The sequence below is a fragment of the Larkinella insperata genome (assembly GCF_026248825.1).
GTDB lineage: Bacteria > Bacteroidota > Bacteroidia > Cytophagales > Spirosomataceae > Larkinella > Larkinella insperata.
Window position 1 is genome coordinate 1,726,391 of sequence record NZ_CP110973.1, and the last position, 16,937, is coordinate 1,743,327.

The following is a 16,937-nucleotide window of genomic DNA, read 5'->3' on the forward strand; positions in this document are numbered from 1 at the left end:
CCAACACTTCCCCGGGAAAAATGTGGATAAACCAATACATTGTTTGCATTGTGCAAATCCCGAGGCTTTGGGCGGCCAAAAAAATATTTCGCAGAGCTTAGCGGAGGGCATCAGAGAAGAGATCAAAGGCTTCGCTAAGCGTTAGAAACCGTTACGATACAACCAACAAACCAACCGTGTATACAACTGATTTTGACGCCGTTGTCGTCGGTTCCGGTCCGAATGGGCTGGCGGCTGCCATCACCCTGCAACAAACCGGGCTGTCGGTGTTGGTGCTGGAGGGAAAACCGACCATCGGCGGGGGGGTGCGTTCGGCGGAGTTAACGCGGCCCGGTTTTGTGCATGACGTCTGCTCGGCCATCCATCCCCTGGCGATCAACTCGCCTTTTTTCCGGACACTGCCACTCGCCGATCACGGATTGACGTATATCGAGCCACCCGTGGCGGCTGCCCACCCGTTCGACGACGGCACGGCGGCCATCCTGACCCGGTCGCTGGAAGAAACCGCCCGGCTGCTGGGCGCGGACGAATCGGCGTACCTGGACTTGTTTAAACCGCTCGTTGACCTCTGGCCCCGCATCGACGCCGACGTGCTGGGGCCGTTGACGTTTCCGAAGCACCCCGTCGATTTTGCGCGTTTCGGGCTCAACGCCTTACCCCCTTCGACCTGGCTGGCCCAACGGTTTAAAACCAGACAGGCCAAAGGACTCTGGGCGGGCATGGCGGCTCACTCCATTCAGCCGTTGTCGAACGTGGCCACGTCGGCCATGGGCATTGTGCTGATGCTGTCGGCCCATGTGGGGGGCTGGCCGTTGCCAAAGGGCGGTTCGCAGCAGATTGCCAACGCCCTGGCCTCCTATTTCCGGTCGCTGGGCGGCACAATTGAAACAAACCAGTATGTTACTTCGCTGGGCCAGTTGCCCTCGGCAAAAGCGATTGTGTTTGATGTAACGCCCCGGCAACTGCTGCAAATCGCCGGGCACCGGTTTTCCGCGCTTTACCGATGGCAATTAAAACGGTACCGCTACGGAATGGGAGTTTTCAAAATCGACTGGGCGCTGGATGGACCGGTTCCGTTTACCGCTGAACGCTGCCGTCAGGCCGGGACGGTTCATCTGGGCAACACGCTGGAAGAAATTGCCAACTCCGAACGACGGACCGCCCAGGGGCACCATCCCGAACGGCCGTATGTCCTGCTGGCTCAGCAAAGCCTGTTTGACGAAACCCGGGCGCCAGCGGGTCAACACACGGCCTGGGCGTATTGCCACATCCCCAACGGTTCGGAAAGAGATATGACCGAGACCATTGAAAAGCAGGTCGAACGGTTTGCTCCCGGTTTTCGCGACCGGATTCTGGCCCGGCACACGATGAACCCGGCCCAGATGGAAGCGTACAATCCGAACTACATCGGGGGCGACATCAACGGCGGCATTATCGACATTGGCCAGTTGTTTACCCGGCCCGCCCTGCGCTGGTCGCCCTACCGGACCTCCGCCAAAGGACTTTATATCTGTTCCTCTTCTACCCCACCGGGGGGTGGGGTTCACGGCATGTGCGGGTATCACGCGGCCCAGCGGGTGTTGAAAGATGTGTTTGGCCGGTAATTCCGTTTTTCTCCCTATCTTGGCTATTTCATCAACTCATCACCGCCCGTTAACCCGGCCATGAAAACCTTTTTAACCCTTACCAGTCTGCTCCTTGGCCTGACCCCGTCTTTCGCTCAGGATCAATCCGGAATTCCAGCCGAAGCCCGCGCGGCCGCCCAGTCCGTAAAGCCGGAAGCGATTAAAGCCCACATGCGCTTTCTGGCCGACGATGCCATGGAAGGCCGCAAACCGGGTACGCGGGGCTATCGGCTGGCGGCCAATTATGTGATCTCCCAATTTGAAGCCCTGGGCCTGCAACCGGCGGGCGACGAGAAGACGTACTGGCAGAAAGTACCGCTGCGCCAGTGGCGGGTGCAGGAGGAAGGCAGTTCGCTGGCGTTCATCGGGAAAAATGGCCAGGAACAACCGTTGACGTTCGGGAAGAATTATACGCTCAGCCCGGTTTACGGGGATGAAATAAGCGAAATAACCGCGCCGGTTGTTTTCGTCGGTTTTGGCGTGACGGCCCCCGATCTGAATTACGATGATTACAAAAATGTGGATGTTAAGGGCAAAATCGTCGCGTATTTCAACGGCGCTCCGGCGGCTTTCCCGTCCAACCAGCGGGCCTACCACGGCTCGGCCAAGCTCGAGAACGCAGCGGCCCACGGTGCGGTTGGCGTGATCTCGTTTAGCCTGCCCACCGACGTTCGCAACCGCATGGAAGCCTCATCGGGCCGGGTGCGGCAGGGTACTTACCGCTGGCTGGGCAAAGATGGCAAGCCGCAGCGGGTTTTCCCGGAACTGAAGGGAGTAGCCTCCCTGGGCGATTCAACGGCCCGGACGGTTCTTGCCCAATCCGGCCGCTCGCTGGCCGACATCATCGCAGCTGCCAACAAGAGCATCCCGCAGGCGTTTCCGCTCAACTTTTCGGTTCGGATGAAAACCGAAACCCGTTCCGGGGGGGATATCACGGGTTATAACGTAGTAGGTGTGCTGCCCGGAACCGACCCGGTGCTCAAAAATGAATACGTGGTTTACGCGTCCCATCTTGACCACCTCGGCATCGGTCGGCCCGTGAAAGGAGATTCGATTTTTAACGGGGCGCACGACAACGCATCGGGCGTGGCCATCAACCTGGAAGCGGCCCGGATGTATGCCTCGCTGCCGACCAAACCCAAACGTTCGATTTTGTTTGTGGGCGTCACAGCGGAGGAAATGGGCCTGCTGGGCTCCGATTACTTTGCCAGCAACCCGACGGTTCCAAAAGAAAACATTGTAGCCAATCTGTGTCTGGACATGCCGTTTTTTTTCCACTCCCTGATAGACATTGTCCCTTACGGTTCGGAGCATTCCAGCATGGCGAAGGAAGTCAATACCGTGGCGAAGTACCTGGGTGTCAAGGTGGCCAAAGATCCCATTCCGGAGCAGGTGGTGTTCATGCGCAGCGACCATTTCAGTTTTGTCCGGCAGGGGATTCCGGCAATTTACATCAAAAGCGGTACCGAAACCGGCAATCCGCAGCTCAATGGCCTGAAACTCAACCTCGACTGGCGGGCCACCATCTACCACTCTCCGCAGGATGAAATTGATCAACCGTTCGATTTCAACGCGGCTGCCAAACACGCCCAGCTTCAGTTCCTGATCGGTTACCTGACGGCCCAGAACCCGAAGCGGCCCACCTGGAATCCGGGCGATTTCTTTGGCACCAAGTTCGGCTCCCAGCAAACCGTTAAATCGCCGGGTGACACAGGAAAATAAAACAAGCTTAAAGCCATGAATACGCTCAAAACCGTCGTAACATCATTCGTATGGATGCTCCTGCTTGGCTCGTGTGAAAAACCCGACTGCCAGGCGCCACCGCCGTCCTATGGTTTTGCGTTTGTGGATACTTCAGGGCAACAGCTGACGGATACCACGCTGGCCCGGTCGGTTAAACTGACCTACGCGGGAGCGTCTGGAACGCCAACTCAGGTGAAAGAAAGTGATTTTAAAGCCCAACCGTCCAGCCCGTATCCCTACGTCTACGAAGCATCCTACAATTTACTGGTTCAGGCGGCTGAAAAGGGCCAGAACGGCTACACCGTTGAGATCGGTGGAAAGCCACGAGGAACGTTAAACCTGAAAACATACGTCAATCGTACCCCCTGCAATGGCTGGTACAATCTGGCAGAAGTTCGCTACGACAACACCGTTGTGAACCCCATGATCGGCAACGGGGTTACTTACGTTGTTTTTGTCACCCTGTAAAAACGGCAACGGAATCAACGCCCATAAAAAAACCACCCGGCCGGGTGGTTTTTTTATGGGCGCTAGAATCTTAAACGTTCATCAGCGACTCCCGACGGCGCATTTTACCGGCCGGAATGCCGAACATCATCTTGAACCGGCGGCAGAAATAAGCCGTGTCTTTGTAACCGACTTCGGCTCCGATTGCCCGGATGCTTTTCTTCGACGTGCGGAGCAGGCCCACGGCGGATTCCATCCGCTGGTATTCGATATAGTCCTGCGGATTGATTCCCGTCAGCATTTTGAAGTACTGACCGACGTAATCTTCCGAAACGTTGGCAACGTTGGCCAGCACCTTGTTCGACAGGTCACCGCCGAGGTTATCTTTGATGTAGGCGAAGATGTCGATCAGACGGGGATCTTTGAAGTACGTACTATTGGTCACCAGCTGCTCAACGAACAGACGGTTTTTCAAAATGTAACGAATGACTTCAATAACGATTTCCTCGGTTTTGATTTTGATGATCCGTCCTTTACCCGCTGTCTCCAGCATATCTTCCGCCAGAATCTGGTTGATGGTCTGCACCAGCGAATCTTCCCGTTTGATAATAAACGGCGGCACGTCCAGTGAGTTGAAGAAGTTCACCGAGTCGAATACTTTCGCTTCGAAGGATACGTACCCGAACGAATTGGGCATGTTCGCGATTTTCTGCGGATCACGGTTGGCTTCGAAATACTGTTCTCGGTGAATCATGAACTCCTCGTTCGTGACCGTTTTAGGCTGCGACGCATCTCCGTAAGTTACGGTTACGTGCTTGCCGCCCGGAATGAACAACATATCACCCACGTCTACCTTCACTTTTTCTTCGCCGAACGATACTTCGCCGTTGTAAAGAACGGTTAGTGTATTCTCAACGTCGTAATAGTTTTTGATGGTTATGGGTTGTAAAATGCGGATGTTGCGAGCCTTGATGAACTTCACACCCAGCGATTCGATTATTTTATTATAGTCTTCCATAGGGGGAAAGTGATGTACCTACATTGATTATTTTGCAAAGTTGCACAAATCTAATAAATTGTACAAATCTAATAAAGCCCTCACTCTTGCGAAAAGATAAAAAAAATAGCGCGATACCCATAAAGTATCGCGCCAAATTTTTGAAAAATTGTGCTGCCGCTGAAAAAGTTCTATTTAACAAGCTCCCGGGCGATAACTAATTTTTGGATTTCCGACGTACCTTCATAAATCTGCGTAATCTTCGCATCCCGCATTAATCGCTCCACGTGATATTCTTTTACGTATCCGTATCCCCCGTGAATCTGAACGGCTTCTGTAGTTGCCCACATAGCGACCTCCGACGCAAATAATTTAGCCATGGCCGCAGCCTGCACAAAATCTTTTTGTTCGTCTTTCAACCGGGCGGCTTTGTACACCAGCAGCCGGGCGGCTTCAATTTTGGTAGCCATTTCGGCCAGCTTGAACTGAATGGCCTGGTGATCAAAAATTTTTTTTCCGAAGGCCTGCCGTTCCTGCGAATACGCTAAAGCCAGTTCGTAAGCCCCGGCGGCAATCCCCAGCGCCTGAGCCGCAATACCGATCCGGCCCCCGTTCAGCGTAGACATCGCGAACTTGAAACCAAAACCGTCGTCGCCGATGCGGTTTTCTTTCGGCACCTTTACGTCGGTAAACATCAGCGAGTGGGTGTCAGACGCCCGAATGCCCATCTTGTCTTCCTTTTTGCCAACCGCAAAGCCGTCCTGCCCTTTTTCAACGATCAGGCAACTGATGCCCCGGTGTTTTTTTTCGGCGTCGGTTTGCGCCATAACGAGGTAGACGCCCGCCGAATTGCCGTTGGTAATCCAGTTCTTGGTTCCGTTCAGCAGATAATGGTCGCCCTCGTCGATGGCCGTCGTGTGTTGCGATGTCGCATCCGAACCCGCTTCCGGCTCCGACAGGCAGAAGGCCCCAATGGTCTCGCCCGTGACCAGCCGGGTCAGGTACTTCTGTTTTTGCTCTTCGCTACCAAATTTCTCCAGCCCCCAACAAACCAGCGAGTTGTTGACCGACATAATAACCGAACAGGAGGCATCGACTTTGGAAAGTTCTTCCATCGCAATTACGTACGAGACGGTATCCATGCCGCCCCCGCCGTACTCGGGTGCTACCATCATGCCCAGAAAGCCCAGTTCGCCCATGCGCCGGACCTGCTCGGCCGGAAATTTAGCCAGATTGTCGCGCTCGATTACGCCGGGCAGCAGTTCGGTTTGCGCAAAATCCCGCGCGGCTTCGCGCACGGCCTCATGCTCTTCGGTAAGGTTAAAGTTCAGACCTGATAATTCCAGTGTGGACGACGTCATAAGCGGTGAAGTGTTTAGTCCGTACTAATTTTCCGGTCGAAGAATTTACGGGTTTTCTCCATTCCTGTCAATCCTTCCGATCTTATTTTAATTGTAATCTAAGAATAAAAGTCAGGGCGTAATGACCACTTTGCCCAGCACTTGCCGATTCATCATTTCGCGCAGGGCCTGCGAGGCTTTTTCAAGCGGGTACTGCACCTGAATGTGCGGCCGGATGTGCCCCTGTTGATAAAACGTCAGCAATTGCTGAACATTATTTCCATTGTCGGCGCGTTGCTTTTCGGCAAACGCCCCCCAGAACACTCCCACCACCGAGCAGCCTTTCAGCAACGGCAGATTAAGCGGAATCGACGGGATTTGTCCAGCCGCAAACCCCACCACCAGATATCGTCCCTGCCAACTGACGGAACGGAGGGCGGCTTCGGTCAGGTCACCGCCAACGGGATCGCAAACCACATCGACGCCCTGCCCGCCGGTTATTTCCCTGAGCCGTTCGCGCAGATCGTCGCGGCTGTAATTAATCACATCGCTGGCCCCCGCCTGCCGACAAAGTGCCAGTTTCTCGTCGGTTGAAGCCGCAGCAATCACCCGGGCGCCCATCATCCGGCCCAGTTCGACCGCAGCCAGCCCAATGCCCCCGGCGGCTCCCAGCACCAGCAGGGTTTCGCCCGCTCGCAGATTGGCGCGGTCTTTCAGGGCGTGGTACGAGGTCCCGTAGGTATACATCAGGGCGGCCGCCGTCCCATACTCCATACCGTCCGGCAGCGGAAAAGTCTTGTGCCCGTCGGCCAGCGTTTCTTCGGCAAAACCGCCAAAACCGGTGAGCGCAAACACCCGGTCACCGGGTTTCAGGTGCGTAATACCCGCGCCCACTTCTTTCACGATGCCGGCCACTTCGCCCCCGGGCGAAAACGGAAACGGCGGCTTGACCTGGTACCTGCCCTGAATCATCAGGGTATCCGGAAAATTGACCCCACAGGCTTTGACCTCAATCACCAGCTTGCCGTTAGCGGCTTTCGGCGACTCAGTTTCTTCAAGCGTTAGATGTTCGGGCGGGCCATACTGGCGACAAAGAAGGGCTCTCATACTTTACGTAAAGATCACGATTAGCGCAGCACCGGTTACCATAATAGCGGCACCGACGAGCTTCTGAACAATATTTTTTTCCTTGAAAAACTGATAGCCAAACAGCACGTTCAGCAGGGCCGAGGTTTGAAACAGCGCCAGCACGTAACCAACCTGCATTCCGTCAAACGCGACGTTGGTGGAAAATTGCATACAACCCGTTGAAACAAACAGGGCCGCGCAGGTCCCTTTCTGCGCCGAAAACACCCGAATCTGTTCCTTCAGGCGACGGCGCAGTGTCATGATGATCCAGCCGAAGGAAAACAGAAAACCAAGCACGCACCAGAGCACAAACGTGGTCATGGCCGACGACAGCAGCATGGCGCGTTTGATAAACACCGCTTCGATGGCCGAGCAGACCAGCGCGATCAGCCGGAACTGAATTTCCGGTTGTTTCAAAATATCCAGTGAAAACCCGCGGCCCCCTTTCCCGGACCCCAGCACCACATAGCTCCCGGCCACAATCAGCGCCACCCCCACCGCCCCCATCCAACTCGGAATTTCGTTCAGCAACAGCATACCAAATACGATGCTCACGACGGATTTATAGGCGTTAACCGGTCCCAGCACGGACAGTTCGCCCGTTTGGATGGCTTTGATCAGGAGTACATTGCCCAACACACCGATTGCGTTAAAAAGAAGGACGTTCCACCAGAACTCGTGGGGCAGGCTGTCCAGGTCTAATTTGGCCCAGAAGGGAATGGTTAAAAGACTCAAAAAACCGTACGTTGCCGAGGAAACAAACAACGGTTCCGCCGAGCGTTGCGTGAGCTGCTTCTGAAAAACGTTCGATAAAGGACTTGAGACGATGCGGACAACAATGGCAACGGTGGTCAGGGTGATGATAAGTAATACCATGTATTTTGTAATCTTGTAAAAAACTCCGCTTTATGCTTCGCTTCGGGCTTCTGATCAGCTTTTGCTTCCTCATTTCTTCTGTCTGGGCACAGAAAAAAATAGCCATCACCGTCGACGACCTGCCGGGCGTTACGCAGTTTTACCGCTCCCCCAACGGCAAGACTGAGATGAATCAACGGCTCATCCGGCATTTTACCACCCACCGCGTCCCGGCCATCGGTTTCGTGGTTTCGCAGTGGCTATACGGCAACGATGGCCTGGACCCGAAGCAGGTCAATGTACTAAAAATCTGGCTTGATGCCGGGCTGGAACTCGGAAATCACACCTTTTCCCACAAAGACTACACCGTGATCAGCATTCCGGAGTATCAGGATGAGGTGGTGCGCGGGGAGCAAATCACCAAACAACTCGTCGAACAGCGGGGCCAACCGTTTCGTTTCTTCCGGCATCCGTTCCTGCGCAAAGGCGAAACACCCGCCAAAAAAGACTCCCTGGAACAGTTTCTGGCCCGGCGAAACTACCGCGAAGCGCCCGTAACGGTCGATAATTACGATTTTATGTTTTCGCAGGCCTACGACAACGCGCTTCTGAAAGGAGACACCGCGACGGCGGCTGCGGTGGGGCGGCAGTATCTGGATTACATGACGGATTATGTACGGTATTACGAAGCGCAGTCGGACTCGCTTTTTGGCCGACCGATTCCGCAGGTGCTGCTGACGCACGCCAACACGATCAACGCGGCTTACATGGGCGCGTTGCTGGATCGACTGGCGGGGCGGGGTTACACGTTTGTTTCGCTGGACGAAGCCCTGAAAGACGACGCCTACCGTTCGGCGGATCGTTACATCGGTAAAGGCGGCATCTCGTGGATCCACCGCTGGGCCCTGACGCGGGGAAAAAAGGGAGCGTTCTTCAAGGGCGAACCGGAAGTTCCGGCCTCAATTACCCAACTGGCCGAAGAAAAGTAACCGGTCGTATTCTTTAGCCTGAAAGGTGGTAACCGGCTTAGCCCGCAAGCAGCAATTCAGTCCTCATCCCTTCCGGTTCAAACCAGTTTTCGGGCTATACCGTCCGAACGGCGTTGCTTTGCCGACGGTTTTCCCGCAATTTTGGATTACCATGCGCAACCTTATCCGCTACCTTCGCGAACACCTGAAAGCCGATTTCCGCGTTGATCTCTACGCCCTGGCGGCCCTGTTTCTGGCCGTTTGCATCAGCATCAATTATTACCTGGACCTCGAAGACAGTTACATCGACGCTTACCGGGGCGACAACATCCGGATCGTATTTTATTTTTTGCTGTACGCGTTTGCCTATTACTCCGGCGTGGGGTTGTGGACCCGTTTTCACGGGCGGCCGGACATCTGGCGACGGCGGGATTTCTGGATATACAGCCTGTTTGGTTTAACTATTTACAGTTGGTATGCCGGTTATTACGGCTTCAACGAATGGAGCCATGCCGTTTTTAACGACCAGATTTACGCGTTTGCCTTCTACTGCCTGCGCAATTTGCAGTCGCTGATGACAGTCATTCTGCCGCTTGTGCTGTTCTACCGGTTTGTGGAGAAAGAATCCAACGGTTTTTACGGGATGCGTCCCAAATGGAAAGGGCTGCAGATTTACTTCATTCTGTTGTTGTGCATGGTACCGCTGATTACCTACGCATCGTTTCAGCCGTCGTTTCTGGAATCGTACCCCACCTACCGCGACACGAATGCCAACGAATTTTTCAACGTACCGGAATGGGTAACGGCCCTGGTTTACGAACTGGCCTACGGCTGGGATTTTGTGCCCACGGAACTGATGTTTCGCGGTTTTCTGGTCATCGGAATGGCGCAGATTCTGGGGCGGGGGGCGGTACTGCCCATGGTGATTACCTACGCGTTTATTCACTTCGGCAAGCCGCCCGGCGAAACCATCAGCTCCATTTTTGGCGGCTACATTCTCGGCGTCATTGCGCTCCAGACCCGCAGCATCTGGGGCGGTATCATCATCCACCTCGGTGTGGCCTGGCTGATGGAACTGGCGGCTTTTGTTCAGCTGGGGCTGGAAAAATAAATACGGGAGTAACGAAGACCGTAGCCGTTCGTTACTCCCGTTCGGTATACCAATTGGCCGATTACTTTGCGTCTCCCGACAACGGCACAAACCGGGCCGACAAATCGGGGTCTTTCATGTCTTTATCGAGCGGAAACATCGGCCGCTGGATTCGCTTGTAGGGCAACCGAAACAAGTCCTGATCGACTCCGCCGGGGGTCAGGGCCATGATCCAACCCGCCTGCATGTTGTAGAGTTCGGGTTCGAGGTAGCCGATTTTCACAACCACAATGTCGGCTTTCCGCGGAGCCAGCCCCAGCCGGGTGAAGTCGGCTTCCTTGTGGTACGGTTTGCGTTTCTGGGTGACAATGACGTGAACGCTGCCCACTTTCACAACCACTTCGACCTCGGCATCTTTGTCGCCCTTGACGATGGACTCAACCGTACCTTTGAGCGGAACCGGGGGCGCAAACCGGGCGTCTACGTTCGCTCCCGCCTTGCCTTCCACCTGCCCGCCAACGCCAACCGCCATCGCTTTTTTCACCAGTTCCGGATCGGGAATCGACGCGTAAATGAGCGAAGGACCGTCGGCCCGCCGAAATTCCGGACGCGCCAGAATCTGCGTGAGCGTCCAGGTAACATCGCCCGCTCCGCCCGCCGTCGGGTTGTCGCCGGTATCGCTGATGAAGAACGGATGTTTGGGGCTGGTCAGGGCCTGGGCCAGTGACTCATCCAGCGTGCCCGTAGGAGCTACAAAATCAAACTGAGTACGGACGTTCCAGAAATCCCGGGCCAGCTTTTCGGCCGTCTGGGTTACCTTGGCTTTATCGTCACCAACGGCCATGACCACGGCGTGGTTGCGCGGCTCGTCGGCCCAGGCGTAACCAATCCAGATAGCCGCGTCCACAATTCCCTCCTGCTTGTCGGCCAGGGGAGCTACTTGCTGGTAGAGGCTCTTGCCCGGTTCGATGCGGGTGCTGGTTTTTTCGCCCGGCAACAGGATCGGAATGGGAATCCAGGCTTTATAGGCCGGTTTGCCTTTACCGCTTTTAAGCCGCTCCAGCAGGTTAACCACGGCGCGCTCCTTGGTCTGCATGGCATCTTCGTGCGGAGCCAGCCGGTAGCACGTCATCAGGTCAGTATTTTGCGCCAGCCGCCACGACACGTTCCCGTGCAAGTCCATCGACGTGGAAATAAGCGTCTTGTAGCCAACAACTTTCCGGATCCGGATCAGAAAATCTCCTTCCGGATCGTCCAGGCCCTGAACGCTCATGGCGCCGTGAATATCGAAGTACAGGCCGTCGTAAGGCCCGTATTTTTTAAGCGTATCCAGCGTCTGATTCACCAGCGATTCGTAGGCTTCCCGCGTTACAGCCCCGCCCGGCAGGGATTTACCCACCACGGCAGGCAGCCAGAGCGCCTGTTTGCGCAGGGGCGATACGGGCATCATAAATGGGTAAGCGTTGAACACCTCCGGACCGTAACGGGCGTGAAAAGCGGGCTCAAGCGTAACGGCCGGGGAAAACGTGCTGGATTCAATGCCCAGACCGGCAATGGCAACGCGGGGTAACGGCTTCTGCCCGGCGGTAGTGTTCGACTGGGCAACGCCCGAGTAAATGCTGAAAAAACAGGCGACAAGGCCTAAGAAAAGCTGTTTCATGCCTACAATTTAAATTATTTTAAAGAGTCGGCAAGGCATTTAATGATTTTGACGAAAACCCGCCTGGTGGATACCAAAAATTCAAAAGGTTATCCAATTTGCGTTCAGGATAGCTCATTTATAAACCCAGATTGTGCAAAACCGGTGTATATTTCCGTATCACGAGTTCTTTCCAGAACAGGCCACAAACCGATATGCCAGAACGACTTCTGAATCACCTGACCCGATTTGTAACCGTACCGGCTGAAGACCACGCCAGGATCGTGCCTTTTTTCCGGCCCATAACGCTGGCCAAAAAAGAAAACCTGGTGGAAGCCGGGCAACTCTGCCGGGCGAATTACTTCGTGTTGAAAGGCTATCTGCGGATGTTCTTTGTAAACGAAAAAGGCGTGGAACACACCACCCAGTTTGCCCTCGAAAACTGGTGGCTGACGGACGACATGGCTTTCCAGCAACGCCGAATCACGAATTTCTACATTCAGGCCGTGGAAAAAACCGAGGTGCTGGCCATCGATTTTCAGGCCCAGGAAGAGCTTTGCGCGCAGTTTCCCCAACTCGAACGGTATTTCCGACTGATTTATCAGAAAGCCTACGCGGCTGCTCAGCTTCGCATCAGGTATCTGTACGATTTTTCGCGGGAGGAGCTGTACCACCACTTTCATGACCGCTATCCCGATTTCGTCCAGCGCGTTCCGCAGTATCTGCTGGCGTCGTTTTTGGGTTTCACGCCCGAATACCTCAGCGAAATCAGGAAGAAAAAGCGTTCTTAAACCCGTTTAAGTTTTTCCGGAAAGCCGCTGTCTACTTTTGTCCCATCACCAGAAGACACGTATACAATGGAAAAGCGAATTAACATTCAGGTTATTGAACCCCAGGCGTTTAAGGCCATGTATGGGCTGGAAGGGTATCTGCAAACCGCCCAATTGACCAAAACGCACAAGGACCTGATCAAAATCCGGGCATCCCAACTCAACGGCTGCGCCTTCTGCATTGATATGCACACGAAAGAAGCCCTGAAAGCCGGCGAAACCCCGCAGCGGATTTTTCTGCTGAACGCCTGGAAGGAGACCGAGCTGTTCACCGAAGAGGAAAAAGTGATTCTGGCCCTAACGGAGCAGGTCACGCTGATTCATCAGAACGGCGTGACGGCTGACCTCTATCAGCAGGCTGAAAAACTGTTTGATAGTCACTATCTGGCGCAGATCATCATGGCCATCGTTACCATCAATGCCTGGAACCGGATTGCCATCAGTACGCACCTGGAATTGGGCAAATAAGCCCGAAGAGCCGTTTTATCACTTGAAAACCGGCTTCCGGCGAAGAAAGACAAAACCGGCTTCCTCCTGAATAATCTCCAGATTCGGATTGTAGCGAAACTGATCGATGTTGATGTTGCGGGTGACAAAAAAAGCGGGTTTGTCAACCGGGCCATTGATCAGCCAGTCTTCGCGGTAGCTGTTGGGGTTGGTCGGCGGTTTTTTCCGGAAATAGAACAGGTGGGCGTAACTTTTATAGCCGATGGGTTCAATATACACATCCTGGCCCTGTTTGGCTTCGTAAAAGTCGATAACGGCGCCCTGGGTATACCGTTCAATTTTGGGAACAATCGTCGGCAACACCAACCACAGCAGCAACGGTGTAGCCATAAATAAACCTACGATGCTCCGGAGGGGTTGCGACCGCCGAAACCACAGAATTGCGGCAATTGCCAGACCGTAAGCCGCTCCGATGATCCACTCCCACCCCGCCCACTCTACCGGTGCGGTCAGGTTGGCAGCCGCAAAGCGGTCTTTGATGTGCGGGATGAGGGCCGCGGCATTCATCCCCACCAGCGGCAGGGCGGCAATCAGCAGGCCCAGCACACCCCCGATGATGGCAATACCGCCTGTCAGCCAGCGGTTCCAGCTCAATTGCCCCTTCAGATAGCCGTACAAAACCGTTGCGGCCAGGTACGAAACCGGAAACCAGGCCATCGACGAGTAATGCACGATCTTGGTTTTGACGATGGAAAAGAGAATCATCACCACCCAGAACAAAATGACCATCCAGCGCCGGAAAAAAACCGTTTGCTCGGTTTGTCCGTGGGTTGCACTCGGAAGAAAACCGCGAATGGCCAGCAGCGACATAGGAAAACAGCCCAGCAGAACAACCACAAAATGGTAGTAAAACGGCTGCTGATGCCCCGCGTCGGGCGTCGAGAAAAGCCGGATCTGGTAGCGAATAAATTCCTCAAAAAACCACCAGCCGTTTTTGATCAGTTCCAGACCAAACCAGACCGAAGCCACCGCCAGGGCACAACCGAAAAAAGCCAGCCCGTTCCGGACGCTGAGAATCGGGCGAAACCGTTGAAGCGCCCAGTACACCAAAAAGGTCAGCCCGAGCAGTAAACCGCCCACGGGCCCTTTGGTCAGCACCGCCAGCCCGACAAACAGGCCCGACAAGACCGTCTGGCCGGTTGCTCGGGCAGTACCGTAAGCCGCTACCGCCCGCGCCATAAACCAGACACTCAGGAAGATAAACAGGTTAAACGTCGGGTCGATGATACCGGATTTGAAATACAGGTGGGGCGTCAGGGAACCGAAATAAGCCAGCGCCCACAGCACCCCAAACCGCTCGTCGACCATTTTTTTACCAATCGAATAGAGCACCAGCAGGGTAATAATACCGACCACCGCGTTTGGCAGCCTAGCCGCAAACTCGCCAATTCCGAACAGCTTCATCGCCAGCACCTGCAGCCAGAAAAACAAGGGCGGTTTTTCCCAGAAAGGCTGAAAGTTGATTTGCACACGGGTGTAGTTGCCCGTTTCGATCATTTCCCGCGCCGACTCCGCAAAATTGATTTCGTCCCAATCGAACAGGTGAACGCGGCCCAAAAACGGGAAGTAAAAAAAGGCGCCAACCAGAATAATCAATACGGGAATAAAGCGCGACGGAATTCGGGGCATAGCGTTGGGGTTGATTTTGCAAAAGTACGGAAACTCCCCGTTCGGTAGTGCGGCAGCGTATATCTTTGCGGCTTCATCTTACCAACGCTTCTGATGGCAACCCAAATTCGCATTGGCGTAATCAACGTGTCCGACCGGGCCAGCGCGGGCATTTACGAAGACATTCCCGGCAAAGCCGTGGTCGGTTTACTGACGAAATACCTGAACTGCGCGTGGGAACCGGTCTACCGCGTCATTCCCGATGAGCAGCCCCAACTGGAAGCCACCCTGACGGAGTTGGCCGACACGGAAGGCTGCTGTCTGGTGGTGACCACGGGCGGAACCGGCCCGGCCCGGCGCGACGTGACCCCCGAAGCCACCGAAGCCGTCTGCCAAAAGATGCTGCCGGGATTCGGAGAGCTGATGCGGCAGGAAAGCCTGAAGTATGTGCCGACGGCCATTTTGTCGCGCCAGACCGCCGGTATTCGCAACCAGACCCTGATTGTCAATCTGCCCGGTAAACCCACGGCCATCGAGCAATGCCTGTCGGTCGTTTTTCCGGCGATTCCGTACTGCATCGACCTGATCGGCGGCCCTTACCTGACCACGCACGAAGACGTAATGAAAGTTTTCCGGCCCAAGTCAAGCTAACTTACAATTGATTACCGAGGCCGTCGAGTTGGTCCTCAATCCAGTCCATACCGCGACCCAGCAGGGCCTGCATCAAACAAACACGGTTGTCAAAATCATCGTTGCCGGTTTCTTCGCTGTTCATAAAATCGCGGACCAGTCGGGCATTTTCGTTGACCTGTGGGTTCGTCACAATCTCGTCGCCATCGGTGCGGTATTCGGAAAAGGCGGGTAGTTCGGAGTCGAAGTGCTGGTAGAAGAGGTGGCCACGCGCCGTCCGAACGGCACACAAAATGCCGCTGCCCCGGCTGGTGGAGGGGGCCAGACTACCTTCCAGTCCTTTTTTCAGGACAATAACGGCATCAAAACCGGCCATGAGCGCCAGTTCCGCCGTCTTTATCTGTGATTTTACCTGAAAAACGGACGTAACCAGAATGCGGGCGCTGCACGGGTTCAGGATGCGTTCGAGCGTTGACAGGAACGGGCGTTTCAAGATAACGCGTCGGCGATCAACCCAGCGATTCAGGGCGGGCGAGAGCGCTTTCTGATCGAGCACCCAGCCAAACGGTTCCGGGGGCGTATTGATTTCGTGGTTGCTCTGCAGCATCTGACACCCCAGGTACAAATAAAGGTCGTGGGCGTTGAGCGTATATTTAGGACCCGGTGTCCGGCCAACAACCGATAGCGCCCCGTATCCGCGCTGCTCGAAAAAATGAGCCAGCAGGGGCGTAATCAGGTAGGTATGTTCAACCCCGTCGAACGGTTCGGCAATCTGCACCAGCGGCCGGTCCATGCAGCTCAACTGCCGAAAACCGGGCGTAATGGTTTCCATAGCGGCATTGTACAACCCGCGGTACTCATCGTTGGTCTCGTTCCGCACGCGCAGAATGCTGGTAGCCATGCCTTTAAACGTCTCACAATTTTCGTCCGTGAACAGGAAGTTCCCCAATTGGTGCGCTTCACTCGAACGAAGAATGTGGCCTTTCAGCAGTTTTGTAGCAATTGGAAATAGATTGGAAGGGAGATCCGGACAAACTTTATTAATAAAAAAAGTGGGATTCAGAAAGGAATCTTTTCCGAAAACCTGCTCGAGGGAACGCTCTTCCGGGGTAGGGCCTTTGGCCAGCAAAGCACCCAGGAAAGCCCCTTTCTGCAAAGGGTCCGCCTGGTCCGACAGCAGCACCTGCCGACATTCCTCCATCAGGGCGGACGGTAGTGGCCGGCTATTTTGCTTCCCGATTCCGATGTGCTGAATACCCCGCCCCAGCGCAGTTGCGGTAGGATCAGCGAGGAATTGCGGTTGATACATAAGCAATGATCACCTTGGAATTATAGCCGAATTTATAAAAAGAGCGATAGTTTACCGAAAAGCCCAACTATATTTAAGCAGTATTTTCAATAAATACCAATTATTTATTGGCATATGACTATTTTATCAATTTATATTTTGGAGTAAAATAAATTTTGCCAAATTTCCGATTACAATTGCAAGACGCGTTAAGATAGGGTTAAAGATGAGCGCTTTTCCCA

Annotated in this window: 15 protein-coding genes; 8 read left to right on the forward strand and 7 right to left on the reverse strand. The window is 54.5% G+C overall.

Going from position 1 to position 16,937, the window contains the following annotated elements; all coding sequences use genetic code 11:
• Positions 1-176 precede the first annotated feature (176 nt).
• Genes OQ371_RS06960 through OQ371_RS06970 form a run of 3 tightly spaced genes read left to right on the forward strand, consistent with a single transcriptional unit; the run spans position 177 to position 3,836 of the window.
• Positions 177-1,604: a phytoene desaturase family protein gene (locus tag OQ371_RS06960; protein WP_265993071.1), complete on the forward strand. Its 1,428-nt coding sequence runs from the start codon at positions 177-179 to the stop codon at positions 1,602-1,604.
• A gap of 60 nt (positions 1,605-1,664) precedes the next feature.
• Complete coding sequence (locus tag OQ371_RS06965; RefSeq protein ID WP_265993072.1) at positions 1,665-3,347, forward strand: M28 family metallopeptidase; 1,683 nt, start codon at positions 1,665-1,667, stop codon at positions 3,345-3,347.
• A gap of 15 nt (positions 3,348-3,362) precedes the next feature.
• Positions 3,363-3,836, forward strand: coding sequence for a hypothetical protein (locus OQ371_RS06970; protein WP_265993073.1), 474 nt, complete (start codon positions 3,363-3,365; stop codon positions 3,834-3,836).
• 70 nt (positions 3,837-3,906) lie between these two features.
• Here OQ371_RS06970 and OQ371_RS06975 read toward each other — a convergent pair whose 3' ends face one another.
• The 4 genes from OQ371_RS06975 to OQ371_RS06990 all read right to left on the reverse strand — a co-directional run bounded on the left by OQ371_RS06975 (position 3,907) and on the right by OQ371_RS06990 (position 8,156).
• Positions 3,907-4,833, reverse strand: coding sequence for an AraC family transcriptional regulator (locus OQ371_RS06975; protein WP_265993074.1), 927 nt, complete (start codon positions 4,831-4,833; stop codon positions 3,907-3,909).
• A 170-nt stretch (positions 4,834-5,003) separates the two neighbouring features.
• A complete protein-coding gene (locus tag OQ371_RS06980; RefSeq protein WP_265994275.1) occupies positions 5,004-6,143 on the reverse strand; it encodes an acyl-CoA dehydrogenase in 1,140 nt (379 codons plus the stop codon).
• A gap of 141 nt (positions 6,144-6,284) precedes the next feature.
• The gene (locus OQ371_RS06985) at positions 6,285-7,259 is read right to left on the reverse strand and encodes an NADPH:quinone oxidoreductase family protein (RefSeq protein WP_265993075.1); all 975 of its coding nucleotides are present in this window, start codon (positions 7,257-7,259) and stop codon (positions 6,285-6,287) included.
• 3 nt (positions 7,260-7,262) lie between these two features.
• The gene (locus OQ371_RS06990) at positions 7,263-8,156 is read right to left on the reverse strand and encodes a DMT family transporter (RefSeq protein WP_265993076.1); all 894 of its coding nucleotides are present in this window, start codon (positions 8,154-8,156) and stop codon (positions 7,263-7,265) included.
• Positions 8,157-8,188: 32 nt separating this feature from the next.
• Here OQ371_RS06990 and OQ371_RS06995 point away from each other — a divergent pair, with 32 nt between their 5' ends.
• Positions 8,189-9,124 (forward strand): polysaccharide deacetylase family protein, encoded by a 936-nt coding sequence (locus tag OQ371_RS06995; protein WP_265993077.1) that lies wholly within the window; start codon positions 8,189-8,191, stop codon positions 9,122-9,124.
• A gap of 151 nt (positions 9,125-9,275) precedes the next feature.
• Positions 9,276-10,214, forward strand: a complete 939-nt coding sequence (locus OQ371_RS07000; RefSeq protein WP_265993078.1) for a CPBP family intramembrane glutamic endopeptidase — start codon at positions 9,276-9,278, stop codon at positions 10,212-10,214.
• A 61-nt stretch (positions 10,215-10,275) separates the two neighbouring features.
• Here OQ371_RS07000 and OQ371_RS07005 read toward each other — a convergent pair whose 3' ends face one another.
• Entirely contained in the window at positions 10,276-11,853 is a 1,578-nt protein-coding gene (locus OQ371_RS07005) for a M81 family metallopeptidase (protein ID WP_265993079.1), read from the reverse strand.
• 194 nt (positions 11,854-12,047) lie between these two features.
• Here OQ371_RS07005 and OQ371_RS07010 point away from each other — a divergent pair, with 194 nt between their 5' ends.
• Together OQ371_RS07010 and OQ371_RS07015 are read left to right on the forward strand one after the other, a co-directional pair.
• Entirely contained in the window at positions 12,048-12,623 is a 576-nt protein-coding gene (locus OQ371_RS07010) for a Crp/Fnr family transcriptional regulator (RefSeq protein WP_265993080.1), read from the forward strand.
• Positions 12,624-12,689: 66 nt separating this feature from the next.
• On the forward strand, positions 12,690-13,130 hold the full coding sequence (locus tag OQ371_RS07015; protein WP_265993081.1) for a carboxymuconolactone decarboxylase family protein: 441 nt from the start codon (positions 12,690-12,692) through the stop codon (positions 13,128-13,130).
• A gap of 18 nt (positions 13,131-13,148) precedes the next feature.
• On the opposite strand, the gene OQ371_RS07020 is transcribed toward OQ371_RS07015, so the two are convergent.
• Positions 13,149-14,798 (reverse strand): ArnT family glycosyltransferase, encoded by a 1,650-nt coding sequence (locus OQ371_RS07020; protein WP_265993082.1) that lies wholly within the window; start codon positions 14,796-14,798, stop codon positions 13,149-13,151.
• 93 nt (positions 14,799-14,891) lie between these two features.
• Here OQ371_RS07020 and mog point away from each other — a divergent pair, with 93 nt between their 5' ends.
• Positions 14,892-15,428, forward strand: a complete 537-nt coding sequence (mog, locus tag OQ371_RS07025) for a molybdopterin adenylyltransferase (protein WP_265993083.1) — start codon at positions 14,892-14,894, stop codon at positions 15,426-15,428.
• A gap of 1 nt (position 15,429) precedes the next feature.
• Here the strand turns inward: mog and OQ371_RS07030 are convergent, their stop codons facing one another.
• Entirely contained in the window at positions 15,430-16,716 is a 1,287-nt protein-coding gene (locus OQ371_RS07030; protein WP_265993084.1) for an anthranilate phosphoribosyltransferase, read from the reverse strand.
• Positions 16,717-16,937 lie beyond the last annotated feature (221 nt).

Coding starts and splice junctions, on each gene's coding strand:
- OQ371_RS06965 (WP_265993072.1), top strand. CDS start 1,665: ATGAAAACCTTTTTAACCCTTACCAGTCTGCTCCTTGGCCTGACCCCG.
- OQ371_RS06970 (WP_265993073.1), top strand. CDS start 3,363: ATGAATACGCTCAAAACCGTCGTAACATCATTCGTATGGATGCTCCTG.
- OQ371_RS06975 (WP_265993074.1), bottom strand. CDS start 4,833: ATGGAAGACTATAATAAAATAATCGAATCGCTGGGTGTGAAGTTCATC.
- OQ371_RS06985 (WP_265993075.1), bottom strand. CDS start 7,259: ATGAGAGCCCTTCTTTGTCGCCAGTATGGCCCGCCCGAACATCTAACG.
- OQ371_RS06990 (WP_265993076.1), bottom strand. CDS start 8,156: ATGGTATTACTTATCATCACCCTGACCACCGTTGCCATTGTTGTCCGC.
- OQ371_RS06995 (WP_265993077.1), top strand. CDS start 8,189: ATGCTTCGCTTCGGGCTTCTGATCAGCTTTTGCTTCCTCATTTCTTCT.
- OQ371_RS07000 (WP_265993078.1), top strand. CDS start 9,276: ATGCGCAACCTTATCCGCTACCTTCGCGAACACCTGAAAGCCGATTTC.
- OQ371_RS07005 (WP_265993079.1), bottom strand. CDS start 11,853: ATGAAACAGCTTTTCTTAGGCCTTGTCGCCTGTTTTTTCAGCATTTAC.
- OQ371_RS07010 (WP_265993080.1), top strand. CDS start 12,048: ATGCCAGAACGACTTCTGAATCACCTGACCCGATTTGTAACCGTACCG.
- OQ371_RS07015 (WP_265993081.1), top strand. CDS start 12,690: ATGGAAAAGCGAATTAACATTCAGGTTATTGAACCCCAGGCGTTTAAG.
- OQ371_RS07020 (WP_265993082.1), bottom strand. CDS start 14,798: ATGCCCCGAATTCCGTCGCGCTTTATTCCCGTATTGATTATTCTGGTT.
- mog (WP_265993083.1), top strand. CDS start 14,892: ATGGCAACCCAAATTCGCATTGGCGTAATCAACGTGTCCGACCGGGCC.
- OQ371_RS07030 (WP_265993084.1), bottom strand. CDS start 16,716: ATGTATCAACCGCAATTCCTCGCTGATCCTACCGCAACTGCGCTGGGG.